Annotated in this window: 18 protein-coding genes, 1 tRNA gene and 1 pseudogene; 7 read left to right on the top strand and 13 right to left on the bottom strand. The window is 68.1% G+C overall.

Features of this window, described 5'->3' with window-relative positions:
• Window positions 1–135 (bottom strand): annotated as a pseudogene (locus BN2503_RS20195) (IS1595 family transposase); the annotation flags it as partial.
• A 120-nt stretch (window positions 136–255) separates the two neighbouring features.
• Entirely contained in the window at window positions 256–735 is a 480-nt protein-coding gene (locus tag BN2503_RS16700; protein ID WP_054257758.1) for an RrF2 family transcriptional regulator, read from the bottom strand.
• Between the two features lie 95 nt (window positions 736–830).
• Here BN2503_RS16700 and ytfE point away from each other — a divergent pair, with 95 nt between their 5' ends.
• Window positions 831–1,547, top strand: coding sequence for an iron-sulfur cluster repair protein YtfE (gene ytfE / locus BN2503_RS16695; RefSeq protein ID WP_054257757.1), 717 nt, complete (start codon window positions 831–833; stop codon window positions 1,545–1,547).
• A 48-nt stretch (window positions 1,548–1,595) separates the two neighbouring features.
• Entirely contained in the window at window positions 1,596–2,009 is a 414-nt protein-coding gene (locus BN2503_RS16690) for a group III truncated hemoglobin (protein ID WP_054257763.1), read from the top strand.
• Between the two features lie 84 nt (window positions 2,010–2,093).
• Here the strand turns inward: BN2503_RS16690 and BN2503_RS16685 are convergent, their stop codons facing one another.
• From BN2503_RS16685 to BN2503_RS16670, 4 genes are read right to left on the bottom strand one after another with little or no spacing between them, the layout of a single operon-like run.
• Window positions 2,094–2,324, bottom strand: a complete 231-nt coding sequence (locus BN2503_RS16685) for a DUF3820 family protein (RefSeq protein ID WP_054257756.1) — start codon at window positions 2,322–2,324, stop codon at window positions 2,094–2,096.
• Between the two features lie 14 nt (window positions 2,325–2,338).
• Complete coding sequence (locus BN2503_RS16680; RefSeq protein WP_054257755.1) at window positions 2,339–2,800, bottom strand: DUF2721 domain-containing protein; 462 nt, start codon at window positions 2,798–2,800, stop codon at window positions 2,339–2,341.
• 13 nt (window positions 2,801–2,813) lie between these two features.
• Window positions 2,814–3,014 (bottom strand): SlyX family protein, encoded by a 201-nt coding sequence (locus BN2503_RS16675; RefSeq protein ID WP_054257754.1) that lies wholly within the window; start codon window positions 3,012–3,014, stop codon window positions 2,814–2,816.
• Window positions 3,014–4,210 (bottom strand): aminotransferase-like domain-containing protein, encoded by a 1,197-nt coding sequence (locus tag BN2503_RS16670; protein ID WP_082366650.1) that lies wholly within the window; start codon window positions 4,208–4,210, stop codon window positions 3,014–3,016. The genes BN2503_RS16675 and BN2503_RS16670 overlap by 1 nt, the downstream gene beginning before the upstream one ends.
• A gap of 88 nt (window positions 4,211–4,298) precedes the next feature.
• On the opposite strand from BN2503_RS16670, the gene nth reads away from it, so the two are divergent.
• Window positions 4,299–4,937 (top strand): endonuclease III, encoded by a 639-nt coding sequence (nth, locus tag BN2503_RS16665; protein WP_054257762.1) that lies wholly within the window; start codon window positions 4,299–4,301, stop codon window positions 4,935–4,937.
• A gap of 11 nt (window positions 4,938–4,948) precedes the next feature.
• Window positions 4,949–6,085 carry a GGDEF domain-containing protein gene (locus BN2503_RS16660; RefSeq protein ID WP_054257752.1) on the top strand — a complete coding sequence of 379 codons (1,137 nt, stop codon included), beginning with the start codon at window positions 4,949–4,951 and terminating at the stop codon, window positions 6,083–6,085.
• Window positions 6,086–6,108: 23 nt separating this feature from the next.
• Here the strand turns inward: BN2503_RS16660 and cobT are convergent, their stop codons facing one another.
• Both cobT and BN2503_RS16650 read right to left on the bottom strand, forming a co-directional pair.
• The gene (gene cobT / locus BN2503_RS16655; RefSeq protein WP_054257761.1) at window positions 6,109–7,173 is read right to left on the bottom strand and encodes a nicotinate-nucleotide--dimethylbenzimidazole phosphoribosyltransferase; all 1,065 of its coding nucleotides are present in this window, start codon (window positions 7,171–7,173) and stop codon (window positions 6,109–6,111) included.
• 178 nt (window positions 7,174–7,351) lie between these two features.
• The gene (locus BN2503_RS16650; RefSeq protein WP_175537974.1) at window positions 7,352–8,803 is read right to left on the bottom strand and encodes a cobyric acid synthase; all 1,452 of its coding nucleotides are present in this window, start codon (window positions 8,801–8,803) and stop codon (window positions 7,352–7,354) included.
• A 157-nt stretch (window positions 8,804–8,960) separates the two neighbouring features.
• On the opposite strand from BN2503_RS16650, the gene BN2503_RS16645 reads away from it, so the two are divergent.
• On the top strand, window positions 8,961–10,148 hold the full coding sequence (locus BN2503_RS16645) for a serine hydrolase domain-containing protein (RefSeq protein WP_054257750.1): 1,188 nt from the start codon (window positions 8,961–8,963) through the stop codon (window positions 10,146–10,148).
• A 134-nt stretch (window positions 10,149–10,282) separates the two neighbouring features.
• Here BN2503_RS16645 and BN2503_RS16640 read toward each other — a convergent pair whose 3' ends face one another.
• Both BN2503_RS16640 and cbiB read right to left on the bottom strand, forming a co-directional pair.
• The gene (locus BN2503_RS16640; RefSeq protein ID WP_054257749.1) at window positions 10,283–11,278 is read right to left on the bottom strand and encodes an aminotransferase class I/II-fold pyridoxal phosphate-dependent enzyme; all 996 of its coding nucleotides are present in this window, start codon (window positions 11,276–11,278) and stop codon (window positions 10,283–10,285) included.
• Window positions 11,275–12,249 (bottom strand): adenosylcobinamide-phosphate synthase CbiB, encoded by a 975-nt coding sequence (gene cbiB / locus BN2503_RS16635; protein WP_054257748.1) that lies wholly within the window; start codon window positions 12,247–12,249, stop codon window positions 11,275–11,277. The genes BN2503_RS16640 and cbiB overlap by 4 nt, the downstream gene beginning before the upstream one ends.
• 103 nt (window positions 12,250–12,352) lie before the next feature.
• Between cbiB and BN2503_RS16630 the strand changes: the two genes are divergently transcribed.
• Window positions 12,353–13,057, top strand: coding sequence for a class I SAM-dependent methyltransferase (locus BN2503_RS16630; RefSeq protein WP_411914299.1), 705 nt, complete (start codon window positions 12,353–12,355; stop codon window positions 13,055–13,057).
• Window positions 13,058–13,132: 75 nt separating this feature from the next.
• On the opposite strand, the gene BN2503_RS16625 is transcribed toward BN2503_RS16630, so the two are convergent.
• Window positions 13,133–14,056 (bottom strand): ribose-phosphate diphosphokinase, encoded by a 924-nt coding sequence (locus BN2503_RS16625; protein WP_054257747.1) that lies wholly within the window; start codon window positions 14,054–14,056, stop codon window positions 13,133–13,135.
• A gap of 2 nt (window positions 14,057–14,058) precedes the next feature.
• Window positions 14,059–15,654 (bottom strand): thymidine phosphorylase family protein, encoded by a 1,596-nt coding sequence (locus BN2503_RS16620; RefSeq protein ID WP_082366649.1) that lies wholly within the window; start codon window positions 15,652–15,654, stop codon window positions 14,059–14,061.
• Window positions 15,655–15,769: 115 nt separating this feature from the next.
• On the opposite strand from BN2503_RS16620, the gene BN2503_RS16615 reads away from it, so the two are divergent.
• Window positions 15,770–15,859: transfer RNA gene (locus BN2503_RS16615), tRNA-Ser, on the top strand.
• A gap of 145 nt (window positions 15,860–16,004) precedes the next feature.
• Here the strand turns inward: BN2503_RS16615 and BN2503_RS16610 are convergent.
• Window positions 16,005–17,285 (bottom strand): hypothetical protein, encoded by a 1,281-nt coding sequence (locus BN2503_RS16610; RefSeq protein ID WP_054257746.1) that lies wholly within the window; start codon window positions 17,283–17,285, stop codon window positions 16,005–16,007.
• Window positions 17,286–17,523 lie beyond the last annotated feature (238 nt).

The following is a 17,523-nucleotide window of genomic DNA, read 5'->3' as shown; positions in this document are numbered from 1 at the left end:
GCAGTGCGCGCACTGCCAGCCATGGGGCCAGCGGGCAGCGACAAGAGCGCGCTCGCACTGCTGCTCGCTGCCGTACAGGGCTTGAAACTGGGGCAGTGACAGGCCGCGTTGGAACTGGATCGCGTTGATGGACATCGCTTGCTCCTTGGCGCCGAGGCTCGGCATGTCCTTTCGAGTCCTCTAGCTGGCGTTGGTTCTGCTCAGTCTGAGATATGTCGCTAATCAGGCCATTTTCTATACCCATAGCGTACTGAATCAGTGCGCGGCCGCTATGGGCAGGCCAGGCACGGGACGCAGCACCTGCGCCGGCGGGGGGGCCAGCACCTGCGCCTGCGGCACCAGGTCGGCCAGGGTCACGCCATCGAGCGCTGTGAGATAGGCCCGGGTGGCGCGACCGAGCACACCTTTAAGCACGCAGTGCGCATCCATGCGGCAGGTATTGAGTGCCGGATTGAAGCACTCCACCATGTCGAAATCGGTCTCCATCAGGCGCACCACGGCACCGATGCTGATGCTGCTCGCGGGCTTCATCAGCCGCATGCCACCGCCGCGCCCGCGCGTGGTCTCCAGCAGCCCCTGCGCCGCCAGTTCCTGCACGATTTTGGTCAGGTGGCTGCGCGAAATGTTGTGCGCCGCAGCCACCTCGCTGATGGTCACCGGCTGCTCACGCGCCTGGCAGGCGGCGCAGTACATGAGCACGCGCAATGCGTAATCGGTCCACTGGGTGAGGCGCATGGGCTGAATTGTCCTAAGTCAAGAAAACAGGTATGTATTTTGTATTTTATTTCGATAAAATAGGCATGTCGAATGAATATTTAAAGGACCCCACCATGAATGCCCGTCTGCCCCAGACCCCGATAGACGCCGAGCAAGCCATAGGCCAGATTGCCGTGCAATTGCCCGGCTCGACCGCGATCTTCCGCCGCCTCAAGTTGGACTTCTGTTGCGGCGGGCAGGTGAGCCTGCGCCAGTCCTGCGCCGCCAAAGGGCTGGACCTGCAAACCGTGGTGGATGAACTGTCCACCCTGCAGCGCCCCACCGAGCTGCCCGACGCGGGCACGCCGTCGGAGCTCATCGACCACATCCTGGCGCGCTACCACGAGGTGCACCGCGCGCAGTTGCCCGAGCTGATCCGCATGGCACGCCGTGTCGAGGCCGTGCACCGCGACCACTCGGAAGTGCCCGCCGGACTGGGTGATGCGCTGGAGGCCATGGAGCAAGAGCTGCTCAGCCACATGCACAAGGAAGAGGCCGTGCTGTTTCCCATGCTGCGCGGGGGCGGCAACAGCTTCGTCACCCAGCCGATTGCCATGATGCGCCACGAGCACAACGACCACGGCGAAGCGCTGGAACAGATCGCCCGCCTGACCCATGACATCACCCCGCCGCTGGGCGCATGCAACACCTGGCGTGCGCTGTATGCAGGCCTGGCGCAGCTGCGCGACGACCTGATCAACCACATCCACCTGGAAAACAACGTGCTGTTCCCGCAGTTCGAGCAGACCGCCACGCAGGGCTGCGGCGGCGGCACCTGCGGTTGCAGCTGAACGGTGCACAGCGCTGCCGCCGGGCTTCGGCACGCGACAATGGCGGCCATGGCACCCGACCACGCCCCGCGCCCCCTGGATCTCGACAGCATCACCGCCCTGGTGCACGGCTTCTACGCCGACGTGCGCGCCGACCCGCTGCTGGGCCCGGTCTTCACCCAGGCCATCGGCGCGCACTGGGATGCGCACTTGGCACGCATGGTGGATTTTTGGAGCACCGTGGCCCTGGGCAGCAAGCGCTACCGGGGCAACGTGGCGGTCCGGCATCTGGCGCTGGAGGGCATCACGCCCGCACACTTCGCCGCCTGGGTGCGGCTGTGGGCCGTGCACACTGACGCACGCTTCCCCCCCGAAGTCGCACAGCAGCTGCAGCAGACGGCGCACGGCGTGGCGCGCAACCTGTTCCGCGTGTGCCTGGGGCAGCCCCCCGCCTTCTTACAGGCGCACGGGCGCAGCCACTGAGGCCTGCATTTTTTTCAACCAAAAACGGCTCTAACGCTTGGATAGCAAGCGCTAGAAGCTATCAAAAAGAGAGTGTGCCTCTCATTAGCCGTGCGCCTTGCGCACTGCGGCGCGCAAAGGCTGCAGCAGGTGCCCAAGCCCGTTGTGGTCGATCTCATGCATCAGCGCCAGTAGCCGTCCCAGTTCGCCGCGCGGAAAGCCCTCACGCGCGAACCAGGCCAGGTAGTTGCCTGGAAGGTCGGCCAGCACCCGCCCCTTGTACTTGCCATAGGGCATTTCCGTGGTGACGAGACGCCGCAGCAGTTCGGAATCCATGGCGATGGCGCCTCTCAGCGTTGCGGCGGTTGCTGCAGCAAATGGAAGTCCAGCAGCCGGGTGGCCATCACGGTCTCGGTGAGGAAGAACACCAGCGCCAGCAGGAAAGACAACACGCCCGCCAGAAAGCCCGCCACCGCCATGCGCGCAGCCTGCAGGCCCATGATTTCGCCCAGAAACAGCAGGATGATGGTGAGCCCGATGAGGAAAGCGCACAGCGTGAGCAGGCCGATGCACACATTGGCCATGCGCCCGCGTGTGCGCAGCGTGGCCAGCTCGGTATAGGTGCGCTGGATCAGCTCGGCATCGTTGCTGGCACGCGCCTTGTCCTCCACGACGCGCGCGCGGTCGATGATGCGCGCCAGCCGCCCGGCCACCGCGCCGATCATGCCGGCCACCGCCGTGAGCAGGAAAACGGGGGCCACCGCAAGCTGAATGCCATGCGTGATGGCCGTGGAATCGAGAGGTACGGGCATGCGGGTGTTCTTCTCAATAGTGCGGGGGTAATTCATCGCGCAGGCTGCGCGGCGTGCCCTCGGGTTGCTGCTCGCGCAGCGCCTGCAGCTCGCGCTGCAGCTGCGTAATCTGCAGCTGCTGGCGGTAGATCGTGAGGTTGAGCTGGTCGAGCAGGTCTTCGGTGAAGGCGGCCTTCACCTCCAACGCCTCCAGCCGCAGCGATGTCTCCGACATCACGCCTGCACCGCCTGGGCCAGGCGTGCCACGCCTTCGCGGATTTTGTCCACGTCGGCCGTGGCGAACGACAGGCGCAGCGTAGCGTGGTCCGGCTCGGCGCAGAAAAACGGCGCTCCTGGCACGAACGCCACGCCCTTGTCGATGGCGCGCTGCGCCAGCACGTTGCCGTCGGCCACCTTGCCGCCGGCGTCGGTCAGGCGCGCCCACACGAACAGGCCGCCCTGCGGCTGCACGAAGCCGATGGCGTCGCCCAGGCCCTGGCGCAGCGCGTCGCCCATGGCTTGGGCACGCTCGGCGTAGACCTGGCGCACGCGCGCCAGCGTGGCCGGCATGCGCCCGGCCTGGAGGTAACGCGCCGCCGTGGCCTGGGCGAACGTGCTGGTGTGTGCGTCGCTGAACTGCTTGCACATCGTGGCCTTGGCCAAGAGCGCGGCAGGGGCGATCATCCAGCCCACGCGCAGCCCAGGCGACAGCACCTTGCTCAACGAGCCGCAGTGCACCAGCCATTCGCGGCTGCCCGGCACCTCGCGCGACAGCGCCAGCAAGCTGGGCGGCGGCGCCTCGCCAAAGTACAGGTCGCCGTACGGATCGTCCTCGACGACCACGGTCTGGTACTTCACCGCCAGCTCCAGCACCTTGCGGCGCCGCTCCAGGCTGAGCGTGGCCCCGCTGGGGTTGCCAAAGGTGGGAATCAGGTAGACGAACTTGGGGTGGTGCTCGACGATGAGCTGCTCCAACCGGTCGGTCTGCACGCCCTGCCCGTCGATGGGCGCACTGATGAGCTGGGCGCCATACAACCGGAAGCACTGGATGGTGGCCAGGAACGTCGGCCCCTCGACGATGACCTTGTCGCCGGGCGAAATCAGCGTCTTGCCCAGCAGGTCCAGCGCCTGCTGGCTGCCGGTGGTGACGATCAACCCCTCGGGCGCCACGTCCAGCGCCCCCTTGGCAGCCATGAATGCGCTCAGCTGCTCGCGCAGCGGCTGGTAGCCTTCGGTGGCGCCGTACTGCAGGGCAGCACCGGGCTCTTCGCGCAGCACACGCTCGCTGGCCTCACGGATACCTTCCACATCGAACATGGCGCTGTCGGGAAAGCCCCCGGCAAAGCTGATGATGCCGGGCTTGCCCAGCAGCTTGAAGAGTTCGCGGATGGCGGAGGTTTCGACGTTGGCGAGGCGGTCGGCGAAGGCGATGGGCATGGGTTTCCAGGCAATGGGCGAAATAGCAAACCCGCATTTTCGCCAATCCGCCGCGCCTCGCAGCGCAGCGACAATGCGGCGCATGAAACGCCAGGACATAGAACCGTTCTTCGCAACACTGCAGGCGGCCAACCCCCACCCGGTCACAGAGCTCGAATACACCAGCGTTTTCGAGCTGCTGACGGCGGTGCTGCTGTCGGCCCAGGCCACCGACGTGGGTGTGAACAAGGCCACGCGCCAGCTGTTCCCCGTGGCCAATACGCCCCAGGCCCTGCTGGACCTGGGCCTGGAGCGCCTAGAGGAGTACATCAAAACCATCGGCCTGTACCGCACCAAGGCCCGCAACCTGCTGCAGACTTGCCGCATCCTGGTAGAGCAGCACGGCGGCCAGGTGCCGCGCACCCGCGAAGCCCTGGAGGCGCTGCCCGGCGTGGGCCGCAAAACCGCCAACGTGGTGCTCAACGTGGCCTTCGGCCAGCCCACCATGGCGGTGGACACGCACATCTTCCGCGTCGGCAACCGCACCGGACTGGCCCCGGGCAAAACGCCACTGGAAGTAGAAAAGAAACTGCTGCAGCGGGTGCCCGAGGCCTACCGGGTGGACGCGCACCACTGGCTGATCCTGCTGGGCCGCTACGTCTGCCAAGCCCGCAAGCCACGCTGCTGGGAATGCAATGTGGTAACTTATTGTAAATACACCCCAAAAACGCCCGCACCCTGACCTCGCCCCCAATGCTTGCCCTGGATCCCCGCTCACTCATCGCCATGGCAGGCGTGATGGCGACGGCGATGGCCATCGTGCTGGCCTTCATGCGGCGCCACTACCCGCCGGGCATCCGCGGCCTGGGCTACTGGGCGGCGGCGCCCTTGGCGTGGCTGGTGGCTTCGGTGCTCTACAGCGGGCGCGAGGGTGGCCTGCCCGACCTGCTGGCAGTCGTCGGGGCGAACACGGTGCTCATGCTAGGTACGGTGCTGTTCCACATCGGCTGCCAACGTTTCATCGGCCACCCCACGCGCTGGCCCGCCTGGGGGCTGTACCTTGTGGCTTCGGCCCTCGGCTTCGCGTGGTTCACCTACGTAGAGCCGAACTTTCAGATGCGGCTGGTACTGTTCACCACGCTGGTGAGCGCGATCTACGCCACCAACCTGCACTTCCTGCTGCGCCATGGGGGCAAACGCCTGCCCGTGCGCATGGTGCAAATCGTGCTGGCGGCCCACCTGGCGGTGCTGGTCTTGCGGCTGGCCACCGCCCTGGCCGGCATGGCGGGCGCGCACCTCATGGAGCAGACACTGCTGCAGACGCTGTACATCAGCGCCTACGTGCTCACGGTGCTGATGCTGTCGATTGGTGCCGTGCTCATGGCGACTGACCGGCTGGTGACCGAGCTGGAGCACCTGGCCACGTACGACCCGCTGACCCAGGTCTTCAACCGTCGCGCGCTGCTGGAGCGCTGCGAGGAGGAACTGGCACGCAGCCAGCGCACTGGCCGGGGGCCCTGCCTGATGATGCTGGATCTAGACCATTTCAAGCGTCTCAACGACACCCACGGGCACCAGCATGGCGACGCCGTCTTGGTGCACTTCGCCCACACCACCCAGTCCGTGCTGCGCCGTGCCGACCGGCTCGGCCGCTATGGCGGCGAGGAATTCATGCTGCTGTTGCCCGAAACCGGCACGCAGGAGGCGCGCCGGGTGGCCCAGCGCATCCACACCGCATTGGCCGTGGGACACCGGCTGGACTGCCAGCTGAGCATCGGCCTGACGTCATGGCGCGGCCCCGACGACACGCTCGACGCCATGCTGGCCCGCGCTGACCAGGCGCTGTACCAGGCCAAGGCGCAGGGGCGCAACCAAACCTGCATCGGCTAGGCAGCCACGCCCCCCCATCAGCTTCAGGCCGACTGCTGCGATACGCCTGCGCTGGCGAAGCTCGCCATCTCGCGCAGCACACGGCAAGCCGACTCCAGCAGCGGCCAAGCCAGCGCGGCCCCCGATCCTTCGCCCAGGCGCAGCCCCAGGTCCAGCAGCGGCTCGGCACGCAACACCCCCAGCATGGCGCCATGGCCGCGCTCGCCCGAGCGGTGCGAGAACACACAGCGCTGCAGCACGTGCGGCTGCAGGCGGCTGGCCACCAGCACGGCCGCGCAGGTGATAAAGCCATCCACCACGATCACGCGGCGCTCGGCCGCCGCCTGCAGCACCGCCCCGGCCAGGGTGGCCACCTCGAAGCCGCCCAGCGCCGCCAGGGCATCCAGCGGCTCGTGCGCCTGGTTGTTCGCCTCCAGCGCCTGCTGCAGCACCGCCTGCTTGCGCGCGATACCAGCAGCGTCGAGCCCGGTGCCGGCCCCCACGCATTCCGAGAGCGGCACGCCCCCCAGGCGGGCCAGCAGCAGCGAGGCCACGGAGGTGTTGCCGATACCCATCTCGCCCAACAACAGCGCATTGCCCGGCATACCGCGCACGATCGCCATGCCATGCACCAGAGCCTGCGCGCACTGCGCCGCATCCATGGCCGGGCCCTGGCTGGCATCCTGCGTGCCCGCCGCCACGCGGCACTGCAGCAGGCGCGGCGCACCGGGTGCGGCCTCGCGCGCCGCAATGGCGCGCGCCACACCACAGTCGGCCACCGAGAGCTGCACGCCATGCTGGCGCGCCAGCACGCTCACGGCCGCGCCGCCAGCCAAAAAGTTCTCCACCATCTGCCACGTCACGTCGCTCGGATAGGCCGACACGCCGCGTGCGGCCAGGCCATGGTCGCCTGCGCACACCAGCATCTGCGGCGCCTGCAGGGTAGGCGCCTCGGTGCCCAGGATGAGCCCCAGGCGCAGCATCAGCGCTTCCAGGCGGCCCAGGGCGCCGAGGGGTTTGGTCTTGTCGTCAATGGCGCGCTGCAGGCGCTCGGCCAGCGCAGCATCATGCAGGTCATCAACGCTGGGAATCACAAGAGGTGTGGTCATGGTGGCGGGGAAAGAGAACGCCATGCCCGAAGCGGCACGGCAAGGGTTTACAAAGAAAGTCCAGTCGCATGCGCGCGGCCGGCCGAACGATCCAGCGCCGCAGGCAGGCTGGCGCAAGAGCCCCCTGGGCCCAGAGCATCGGCACGGAGGCCACGGCGCAGGTGTTTCACGGCGTGCGTCATTGAACCAAGGCATCCAGCACGCCGGGAGCGAAGCTGGTGCACAAGGCATCGGCCAGCCCGTCGAACACGCCGTCCAGCGTGGGTGCCTCGGCGCCAAAGAGCGCGCGCAGCACGGCAGCGTCTTCAAACAGGCCGTGCAGGTACAGGCCCAGCACGTTGCCCGCCGGGTTGCACCAGGCCAGGCCGGGGATCACCTCGCGCGCCACGTCGCCCTTGGCGGCCATGGCCGGGTGCTGCGCCGTCTGGCCATGGTGGATTTCGTAGCCCGCTACCACCACGCCCGTCAATGCGCCCCAGGCACCTGGCAATGCGCCAAAGCACGCTTGCGTGGGCTGCACGGTCTTGCCACGCGCAAAGGCCGTGACCAGCGGCAGCAGGCCCAGGCCGGGCGCATTGCCGTCGATGCCCTCGGTATCCACCAGCGCCTCGCCCAGCATCTGCAGCCCGCCGCATACACCCAGCACCCGGCCGCCGCGCGCGGCATGGGCCGCAATGGCGCCGTCCAGCCCCTGCGCGCGCAGCCAGGCCAGGTCGGCGGCCGTGGCCTTGGAGCCGGGCAGCACCACCCAGTCAGCCCCCGCCAGCCCGGCCGGGCTGCGGGCCCACACCAGCCGCACGCCCGGCACGTTCTTGAGCGGCTGGAACTCGTCCAGGTTGCTGATGCGCGGGTAAGCCACCACGGCCACCGTGGTGTGCACGACACCTCGGGCATCAGCGCCTGCCGGTGCCATATCGAACACGCCGTCTTCTTCCGGCAGGCCGTGGCGCCACTGCATGGGGATGGTGGCCACGGTAGGAATGCCGGTGCGGCGCTGCAAATCCTCAGGCGCCGGCGCGAGCAGGCTGGCATCGCCGCGGAACTTGTTGAGCACGAAGCCGTGGATCAGCGCGCGCTCGTCTTCGGGCAGCAGCGCCCAGGTGCCGTACAGGTGGGCGAAAGCGCCGCCCCGGTCGATGTCGGTCACGAGCAGGCAGCGCGCCCCGGCATGCCGGGCCACGCGCATGTTCACCACGTCGCTGGCGTGCAGGTTGGTCTCGGCGGGCGAGCCCGCACCCTCGATCACCACCACGTCGTTCTCGGCACGCAGGGCATCCAGCGCCGCCGCAATCTGCGGCCACACGCGCTGGCTGCGGCCGCGCCAGGGCATGGCGGAGAGTTCCTCGCTCACCTGCCCGAGTAGCACCACCTGGCTGCGGGTGTCGGCCTCGGGCTTGAGGAGCAGCGGGTTCATGCGCACATCGGGCACGGCACGCGCGGCCAAGGCCTGGAAGTACTGGGCGCTGCCAATCTCGCCCCAGGCGCCCTGCGGCCCGGCGACGACGCGCGCGTTGTTGCTCATGTTCTGCGCCTTGAACGGTGCCACCTTGAACCCCTGGCGGGCGTAATAGCGGCACAGCGCCGTGGCGAGCCAGCTCTTGCCCGCGCCGCTGGTGGTGCCCAGCACCATGATGCAGCGGGCCGGGCGGGTGGCAGAAGCAGAAGCGGGGGCAGTCGTCATGGCGGGGCAGGCAGGAAAAACCCCTTATTGTCCCCCGCGCGACCGGCCACGCGCCAACGCCTGCGCCATGCTCGCGCATCGCCCCCTGCCCGCCACGAGGAGAACCATGCCCGCATCGCCTTTCCATGCCCTCCATGCTGCGCTGCACGCGCAGGTCGAAAAGGGCTTTCTGCCCGGCGTCTCCACGGCCCTGCTGCGCGGGCGCACGGTGGTGGACCAGTTTGTCTGCGGCCACGCCGACATCGAGGCCGACGTGCCGCTGCGCGAGGACCACCTCTTCCGCGTGTTCTCCAACACCAAGCTGCCCACCTCCTGCGCGGTGTTGCTGCTGGTGGAGGATGGCCTGCTGGCGCTGGACGACCCCATCGCGCGCCACCTGCCCGCGTTCGCCAACCCGCAGGTGCTGCGCGCCGGCGCCACGCGCATCGACGACGTGGAGCCCGCGCGCCGCCCCATCACCGTGCACCACCTGCTAACGCACACCGCCGGCCTGTCCTACGGTCTGTTCGACCCCGGATCGCTGCTGGACGGGGCCTACAAGCAGTCGGGCATCCACCACCCGCTGCTCACGCAGGCGCAGTTCGTCGACCAGCTCGCCGCGCTGCCGCTCGCCTTCCACCCCGGAGAGGGCTGGGAGTATTCGCTTGCCACCGACGTGCTCGGCCGGCTGGTAGAGGTGGTATCAGGCCAGCGCCTGGGCGACTTCTTCGCGCAGCGCATCTTCGGCCCGCTGGGCATGGTGGACACGGCCTTCTGGGTGCCCGAGGACAAGCGCGCGCGCCTGACGGCGCTGTACGGCGGCGTGGACTTCATGGACCCCACCCTGCCCGGCCTGCGCCGCATGGACAGTGCCCCCTACCCCGGCGCCTACCTGAGCGATGCCCCGCGCCAGACCGGCGGCGGCGGGCTGGTGTCCACGCTGGGTGACCAGGTGCGGCTGGTGCAGTCGCTCATGCCCGGTGGCCCGACGCTGCTGCGGCCCGAGACCATTGCGCTCATGCACCGCAACCACATCGCGCCAGGCCAGTACGTGCGCTTTCCGAACATGCCCGCGCACCCCGGCCGCGTGTTCGGGCTGGGCGCTTCGGTGCTGGAACACCCTGGCAAATACGACCCGCCCGGCAGCACCGGCGAAGTGAGCTGGGGCGGCCTGGCGGGCACCGTGTGGTGGATCAACCCGCGCCTGAACACCGCCGGCGTGCTGATGACGCAGCGTTACTTCGGCTTTGGCAACCCCTACACCTTTGAGTTCAGGCACCTGGCGTACCAGGGGCTGGAAGCGGCATCGTCTTGAGCCGCCACCACGCACCTGAAGGCCTGGCGGCAACGGCTGCACGCACGGCGTGCAGCGCCAAGGGCCCGCACAGCGCCACGCACGAGATTCACATCAAAATCAGCCTCTAACGCTTACCAAGCAAGCGCTAGCAGCTATTGATTAAGGAGCAGCCACGCCACCCGCAGCGCACGCTGTGCCCCCGGCCCCAGCACGCCCAGGCGCACATGGCCCGGCAGCCCGAACGAAGCGCAGTCGCGCAGTTTGATGCCCTGCGCACGCAGCGCCTGCAGCGCGGGCGCCACGTCGGCCACGGCCAGTGGCAGCCGCGCCGTGAAGTAGTTGGCCTGGCTGCCCGGCACCACGGCCCAGTCCAGCACGGCGCACAGCCGCAGCTGCGCGGCCTTCCAGGTGCGCAGCGTGGCCAGCGAGCGGGCCAGCCAGGCCTGGGCCTCTGCGCCCGTCCACGTGCTGAGCAGCGCCACACCGTCGGCACCCAGCGGCCACGACGGCGCCAATGCCTGCACGGCGGCCGCCTGCGCCGCATCGGGCGCGATGGCGTAGGCCGCGCGCACGCCAGTCAGGCCCAGGGCCTTGTTGGGTGTCCACATCTGCCAGGCGCCAGTCGACGGCGTGGTGGCGGCGCCTTCCAGCCGCAGCGGCGCATAAGCGCAGTCGAGCACGCGCAGCGCACCCAGCGCAGCGCCCTCGCCCGCCCAGCGCGCCAGGGCCGCGTCCGCCGTGCCCAGCGGGCTCCCCGGCTCGCAGGCCCAGTGCAGCGCGGGCGGCGGCGCGTGGCCATCGGCAGCGCCCCATTCGGCCAGCCCCCACACGGCGGCGGCGCGGGCGTAGTCGCCGTAGCCATGCGCGGGCAGCACGGCATGGCGCAGCCCGGCGCGTGCCGCGAAGGCGCTGATGCGGTGGATGAACTCGCTCGCGCTGGCCGCGACCACGATGCGCTCGGGCGCCACGCCATGGAACGCCGCCAGCTGCGCGCGCAGCGCGGTGTAGGCCGGGTCGGGGTAGCGGCGGCGATCGGCCGCGCGCAGCGCCGCACGCGCCTGCGGGCAAGGGCCGCAGGCATTGGCGTTGGTGGAAAAGTCATGCCGCGGCACGCCCTGCGCGTCCGGCCCGCCATGTACTGCGTTCACGCCAGCCCCCCCAGCACCAGCGCCACCAGCACGGACAACGGTGCCAACAGCAACACTGCCAGCCCCCCCAGCGCGGCCGCGCGCCGCGTGTCCAGCGGCCCGGCCTGGCGCCCGCGCGGGTGCAGCGCGTACACCCCTGGCTTGGCCAGTCGTACGCCGAGCAGCAGCGCCATGGCTGCCATGGGCCAGCCGCTGTTGGGCGATGGGGTTTTGCGTGCCTCTTGCGCCAAGCCAGCGGGCCAGCGCCGCGCCGCGAGCGCCAGCAGCAGCGCCGTGAGGCGCGCAGGCAGCCACGACAGGGCATCGTCCGCACGCGCGGCCCATTTGCCAGCCCACAGCCAGTAGCGTCCGCCCCGCGGGCCGGGGTAGCCCCACATCGCGTCGGCCGTGTTGGCAAAGCGGTACAGCGCCGCGCCCGGCAGCCCGAGCAGCACGAACCAAAACACAGGCGCGACCACCGAGTCGCTCAGGTTCTCCGCCAGCGACTCGATGGCCGACTCGCGCACTTGCACGGCATCGAGCTGCTGCACGTCGCGGCTCACCAGCCAGGACAGGCGCTCGCGCCCGGCTGGCAGCGACTGCCCCAGCGCCGCTTCGACGGCCAGGACTTCGTCGCGCAGCATGCGCCAGGCCAGCAGCGGCTTCAGACACAGCGCCAATGCCAGCGCCGCCAGCGGCACGGGCAGCTGCAGCGCAAGCCGCTCCAGCCCCCAGGATACTATCAAAACAATAGCTGCTAGCGCGTACCAGGCAAAGGCTCCAAGCCAAAAATGCTTGAAATCACGCGCCTGCGGCGACAGGGGAGCGACGCGCTCGCCGCACCAGCCCAGGGCGCGCCCCATCCACACCACGGGGTGCACGGGCGCGGGCGGCTCGCCCCACACCGCATCGATGGCCAAGGCCAGCGGCGGCACACAGGCCAGCACGGCCACGGCGGCCCAAGCGCCGCTCTCGAATCCTTCAAACCACATGGGACGAGCCTACCGCAAGCGCTGCCGCGTGTTCGTGTCCCGCCGCCAATCCCCCGCTGGCCTGTTAGTGGATGATGTGAGGGATTCATCTGCACCAGCACTTATGCCCATGACACCGCCCCTCCTCACCGACGAACTCGACCTCCTTGCCCAGCTCCTGCCCGCGCCCGGCCCGCGCATCATCGAGCTGGGCTGCGGCGCCGCGCGCATGGCGCGGCAGATGCTGCAGCGCTGGCCCGGGCTGGACTACCTGGGCCTGGAGGTGGATGCCATACAGCACCAGCGCAATCTGCAGGCACCCGCGCCCGGCATGCGCTTCGAAGCGGCGGGCGCGCAGGCAATCCCGTGCCCCGACGGGGCCTTCGACCTGGCGCTGATGCTCAAGTCGCTGCACCACGTGCCGCTGGACGCCATGGACCAGGCACTGGCCGAAACCGCGCGCGTGCTGCGTCCGGGCGGGCATTTGTACGTGTCGGAGCCGGTGTACGACGGTGCGCTGAACGAGGTAGTGCGCCTATACAACGACGAAGGCACGGTGCGCGCTGCCGCGCAGGCGGCGCTGGACCGCGCGCTGGCCGCACCGGGCAGCCCGTGGGTGGAGACAGCGCAGCGGCGCTTCGACATGCCGGTGCACTTCCAGGACTTCGCCGAGTTCGAGCGGCGCATGATGCGCCCCACTTTTGCCGACCACCACATCACGCCCGAGATTCTGGAGCGCGTGGCGGCGGCTTTTGCGCCGCACTGCACGGCGCAGGGCGCGCATTTCGTGCGGCCCATGCTGGTGCGGCTGCTGCAGCGTGCAGGCTGAGTGGTTTGAAGGTAAATATGGCGCAAGCCCTTACGGGACAAGCGCCAGCAGCTATTAAAACAGGAGTTTTCCAGGTCACTCCAGCGCGGCCGCCACCTGCGCCACGGCCTCGGCCAGGGCCGGCGCCATGGCTACGGCATTGCTGGCATGGGCCACGCAGTCGGTGCTCCAGAAGCAGCCCACGCCTGCCTCGTGCAGCGCGGCGAGCGCGTCGGGCGCGATGAGGGCATGGGTCACCGCCACATCGACCGAGGCGGCGCCCGCCTGCAGCAGCAGGCGCGTCGCCTGCGCCAGGGTATGGCCAGTGCTGGCCATATCGTCGAGCAGCACCACGGCCCGGCCCCGCACGTCCAGCGGCGGCAGTGCGATGGTGACGCTGCGGTCGCCATGGCGCTCTTTGGTGCACACGGCATGCTGCAGCCCGTGGCGCTGCGCGGCCTGGGCCACCCACTGGGCCGATTCGCCATCGGGGCCCACCAGCAGCGCGCCGGGGCGCTGCTGCACGATCCAGTCGGCCAGCAGCGGTGCACCGCTGACCACCACGGCCTGGGCCGCGGGCACGGCCTCGGGCAGCGTGGCAACGCGGTGCAGGTGTGGATCGACGGTGACTACGGCGTCAAACAGGCTGGCCAGGAACGGACCAACGATGCGCTGGCTCACGGCTTCGCCGGGATGGAAGGCGATGTCCTGGCGCATATAGGCCAAGTACGGCGCCACCAGCGTGAGGTGGCGCACGCCCAGGCCACGCGCAGCACGGGCGGCCAGCAGCAGTTCGACCAGCTTGTCGTTGGGCTGGTAGAGGCTGCGCAGCAGCACGGCGCGCGCGGGCAATTGGCCCGCCCCGTCCACCGGCAAAGTGAGCTTGAGTTCGCCATCCGGAAAGCGATGGCGCTGCACGGGCCGCAGGTCCAGGCCGCTGGCGGCGGCCAGGCGCTCGGCAGCGGGGCGTTCGTCGTCGAAGTACAGCAGACAGGCTTGGGCTGCGGGCAATCCGGTCATGTTCAAAACTCCACGAAAACGCGCGGCACCTCGTCGGCGGTGCCCAGGCGATAGCCACTGCCTTGCGCGCAAGCCTGGCGAGCGAATTCCAAATCGGCCGAGAAGTCGGCATGCACGCGGTACAGCGGCTGGCCGCTGACCACGGCATCGCCCAGCTTGCACAGCAAATCGACGCCCGCGCCCTGCACCTTGGGCGCGCCAGCCAGGCGGGCGATGCGGGCGATCTGCTGGTTGTCAATGCCTGCCACCACACCGTCAGCCGGGGCGCAAACTTCAAAATGCAGCGCACCCAGACGCGGGTGGTTGTGGTCAAACGCCTTGCCGCCCTGGGCGGCGATGATGGCCTGCATGCGCGCCAAGGCACGGCCGGAGTCAAGGATGTCGCGTGCGATGGCATAGCCGTCGCCGCCACGAACGTCTGGGTCGCACTCGATCAGGCGGCCTGCCAGGCGCAGGGATTTCTGGCGCAGATCATTGGGCGCGCGCGGATCGTTTTCCAGCACGCGCATCACATCGCGCGCCTCCAGCACCGGGCCAATGCCGTTGCCGATGGGCTGGCGCCCATCGGTAATGACCACGTCGAGCGACAGGCCCAGGCGCTGCGCCACGTACTCAAACAGGCGGCGCAGGCGCTGCGCTTCAGGCATGGATCGCACTTTGGCCGTGGGGCCGATAGGGATGTCGAGCACCAGGTGGGTGGAGCCTGCGGCTATCTTCTTCGACAGAATGGACGCCACCATCTGCCCCGGCGAGTCGATGGACAGCGGGCGCTCGACAGAGATCAGCACATCGTCGGCGGGCGAGAGCTGGGCTGTGCCCCCCCAGGCCAGGCAGCCGCGGTGGTCGCGCACGATGCGCTGCAGGTCTTGCAGCGGCAGCTCGACATTGGCCAGCACCTCCATGGTGTCGGCCGTGCCCGCCGGTGATGTGATGGCACGCGACGACGTCTTGGGACACAGCATGCCGTGCGCCGCCACGATGGGCACGACCAGCATGGAGGTACGGTTGCCCGGGATGCCACCGATGCAGTGCTTGTCCACCACCAAGCCCTCGTGCCAATCGAGCCGCTGGCCCGTGGCCACCATGGCGTCGGAGAGGAAGAACACTTCTTCGCGGTCCAACTCGTCGCGGTTGCACGCGACGACGAAGGCCGTGAGCTCGATCTTGGAATAGCGGTGCTCGGCGATATCACGCACGATGGCACGCAGGTCTTCGCGCTGTAGGCGCTCCCCCGCGATCTTGCGGAACAGCGCGCCCATGGATTCGGGCGGCTCGGCCTGCGCCACCGCCACCTTGTAGCCCGCCTCCACCCCCAGAAGGGCAAAGGCGTCTTCGGACAGCCCCAGTTCATCGCACGCAACGATGCCGAGGTCATCCACCACGTTCAGGGTGGCCAGAATGCGCCGGCCGTTGGCACGCACCTCAATCTTGGACAACGCCTGGAAACCCTCCGCACGGTACACAGCACAGTCACGGTGCAGGTAAGCGACGTTCTCGCGCCAGGTGTCGATGGCCACACGGCGCACCGCCAGGCGCGATACGGAAGCACCGCCTTCAGGAGGCGCCTGTGAAGGAGTAGGAATGATGGAAGTGGTCATGTAAACAGCCTACACCCAATCATTCCCAAGTCCGCTCTCGACCGCAGCGCCGTGCAAATTCACCATCGCCATGGGCTAATGTGTGCATCAAAGTCCTGCTACAATGGGAGGCTTCGGAGAGGTGGATGAGCGGTTTAAGTCGCACGCCTGGAAAGCGTGTGTGGGCTAATCCCCACCGCGGGTTCGAATCCCGCCCTCTCCGCCAGATACAGCTCTAAGTCATTGATTTTCAAAGACTTTTAGCACAGTCATCAAACCGTTATACGGCTGGTTATACGGTTATTTTCAGCCAGTTTTGGCTCAGAAAGTGGCACACCCACCAGCCTGAAGAAGTTCTAGCGCCCCTGGCCCTAGAACTTTTTTTCATTGGTGGCTTCCCTTTTGACATCCACCCCCACTAGCCCAGTATCGAGCGCCGGTGCAGCCCCCTGCAGCTTTCCCGCTAGCGCCACCATGCCGCACATCAACAGCCAGTGCTCGGTCGCCTTGAGTGCCGTCTCCAGCGCCCAGCGCTTCACATCAGCCACCGGCATATCCCGAGGCACCCACACCGCTTCATCCCAGCGCCATGTCGCCAACCATGTGGCTTGGTGACCGCCATTTGCACTGGCATACCGCAACTGCGGCGCCCGGTGCCCCGCAGCCTCAAACCGCTCGGCAATGGCCGCTTGGTGCATTGCCGACAGCCGCCCCTCGCCCTGAATCTCCAGCCACAGCCCCAAGCCTTGTGCCCAGCTCCGCTGGCGCAGTCGCAGCGCTGTGACCACAGGCGCGTTGGCCTGCAGTTCTCTTGCCTGGGATTCCAGCACGATGCCAGCTTCGCCGTAACGCAATGCCGACGTTGGTGACAAATCAACACGCCATTCGTCGCTGCTGGCTGCTGTACCGCTTTCTTGGGCTACATGCACCTGCAACGCCTCGGCCACACACTGCCACCACAGCACCCGCAGGCCTGGCGCATCGTCAATGCCCATAGCTGCCCGTTCCCAATGGGCTACTTGCTGGGCCAGCACCCTTTGCGGCACTCCCATTGCCTCTGCCGCATCCCGAAACGCCAGCATGGCAGGCCCCTCGCTGACCGAATGCCCCAGCGCCCTTCGCGCAAACCGCAGCACCCAGGCGTGGTCTGTACGCCCTGACTTGGCTTGCCACAACAGCACCACCGCCACAGCGCCCAACGTATCGAGCGATTCCCGCAAGGCTTCTTCAAACCCACTCGTGCCCATCCACGCATGCCACTGCCCCAGCTCGGTAACGTCATACGCTGCCATGAACCACACCAGCACGCGCAGTGCCCGCGCATGTTCACGGGCCTCTACACCCCACAGCAAGCGCGCCACTTCGGCATCGCCTTCGTCACTTTGCGGGTACTGCTCCAGCAAGCCCTGAAGATCCCGCCAGCACGCCAAGCCCAGGCGGTGGCGGGCGTGCTTGCAGAAATACCGCACTGCAGCCATGCACTGGGGTTGCGCGGGCGGCGTGTGCAGCGCCGTGTCCAGCACCTCCAACACCAACTGTGCCGCACCATCACCGGCTTCGTGTAGGGATGCCAGCCCAGGCAGGGGCGGCAACTCCAGCAGCGCAGTGAGCAACCGCTCCAGCGGCGGGGGCGTCAAGGAATCGTCAGTCATCACAAAGCACCTCCAAACAAAACAACTCAAAAACGAACTCCCGCCCGCCATGCGCCCATGCGGCAGCGGCACTAAGCTGTGAGCCCAGTGACCTGCCCCCCACCAGCCATACCACGGTAAACGAGAGAAGTCCGTCAACCCAGGAGAATGACGGACATGAAGAAGAGCAGGTTCAGCGACGAACAAATCATTGGCTTCTTGAGACAGGCCGAAGCCGGCATGGGCATCCCCGAGTTGT

It is taken from the genome of Paenacidovorax caeni (genome assembly GCF_001298675.1).
Classification (GTDB): Bacteria; Pseudomonadota; Gammaproteobacteria; order Burkholderiales; family Burkholderiaceae_C; genus Paenacidovorax; species Paenacidovorax caeni.
The sequence above is the reverse complement of the archived record's forward strand: the minus strand, read 5'-3'. Positions and strand labels throughout refer to the sequence as shown.

What these genes read in the sequence shown, in the direction of transcription:
- BN2503_RS16700 (WP_054257758.1), bottom strand. Translation starts at nt 735, where the DNA reads ATGCGCCTCACCCAGTGGACCGATTACGCATTGCGCGTGCTCATGTAC.
- ytfE (WP_054257757.1), top strand. Translation starts at nt 831, where the DNA reads ATGAATGCCCGTCTGCCCCAGACCCCGATAGACGCCGAGCAAGCCATA.
- BN2503_RS16690 (WP_054257763.1), top strand. Translation starts at nt 1,596, where the DNA reads ATGGCACCCGACCACGCCCCGCGCCCCCTGGATCTCGACAGCATCACC.
- BN2503_RS16685 (WP_054257756.1), bottom strand. Translation starts at nt 2,324, where the DNA reads ATGGATTCCGAACTGCTGCGGCGTCTCGTCACCACGGAAATGCCCTAT.
- BN2503_RS16680 (WP_054257755.1), bottom strand. Translation starts at nt 2,800, where the DNA reads ATGCCCGTACCTCTCGATTCCACGGCCATCACGCATGGCATTCAGCTT.
- BN2503_RS16675 (WP_054257754.1), bottom strand. Translation starts at nt 3,014, where the DNA reads ATGTCGGAGACATCGCTGCGGCTGGAGGCGTTGGAGGTGAAGGCCGCC.
- nth (WP_054257762.1), top strand. Translation starts at nt 4,299, where the DNA reads ATGAAACGCCAGGACATAGAACCGTTCTTCGCAACACTGCAGGCGGCC.
- BN2503_RS16660 (WP_054257752.1), top strand. Translation starts at nt 4,949, where the DNA reads ATGCTTGCCCTGGATCCCCGCTCACTCATCGCCATGGCAGGCGTGATG.
- cobT (WP_054257761.1), bottom strand. Translation starts at nt 7,173, where the DNA reads ATGACCACACCTCTTGTGATTCCCAGCGTTGATGACCTGCATGATGCT.
- BN2503_RS16650 (WP_175537974.1), bottom strand. Translation starts at nt 8,803, where the DNA reads ATGGTGCTGGGCACCACCAGCGGCGCGGGCAAGAGCTGGCTCGCCACG.
- BN2503_RS16645 (WP_054257750.1), top strand. Translation starts at nt 8,961, where the DNA reads ATGCCCGCATCGCCTTTCCATGCCCTCCATGCTGCGCTGCACGCGCAG.
- cbiB (WP_054257748.1), bottom strand. Translation starts at nt 12,249, where the DNA reads ATGTGGTTTGAAGGATTCGAGAGCGGCGCTTGGGCCGCCGTGGCCGTG.
- BN2503_RS16630 (WP_411914299.1), top strand. Translation starts at nt 12,353, where the DNA reads ATGCCCATGACACCGCCCCTCCTCACCGACGAACTCGACCTCCTTGCC.
- BN2503_RS16625 (WP_054257747.1), bottom strand. Translation starts at nt 14,056, where the DNA reads ATGACCGGATTGCCCGCAGCCCAAGCCTGTCTGCTGTACTTCGACGAC.
- BN2503_RS16620 (WP_082366649.1), bottom strand. Translation starts at nt 15,654, where the DNA reads ATGACCACTTCCATCATTCCTACTCCTTCACAGGCGCCTCCTGAAGGC.
- BN2503_RS16610 (WP_054257746.1), bottom strand. Translation starts at nt 17,285, where the DNA reads ATGACTGACGATTCCTTGACGCCCCCGCCGCTGGAGCGGTTGCTCACT.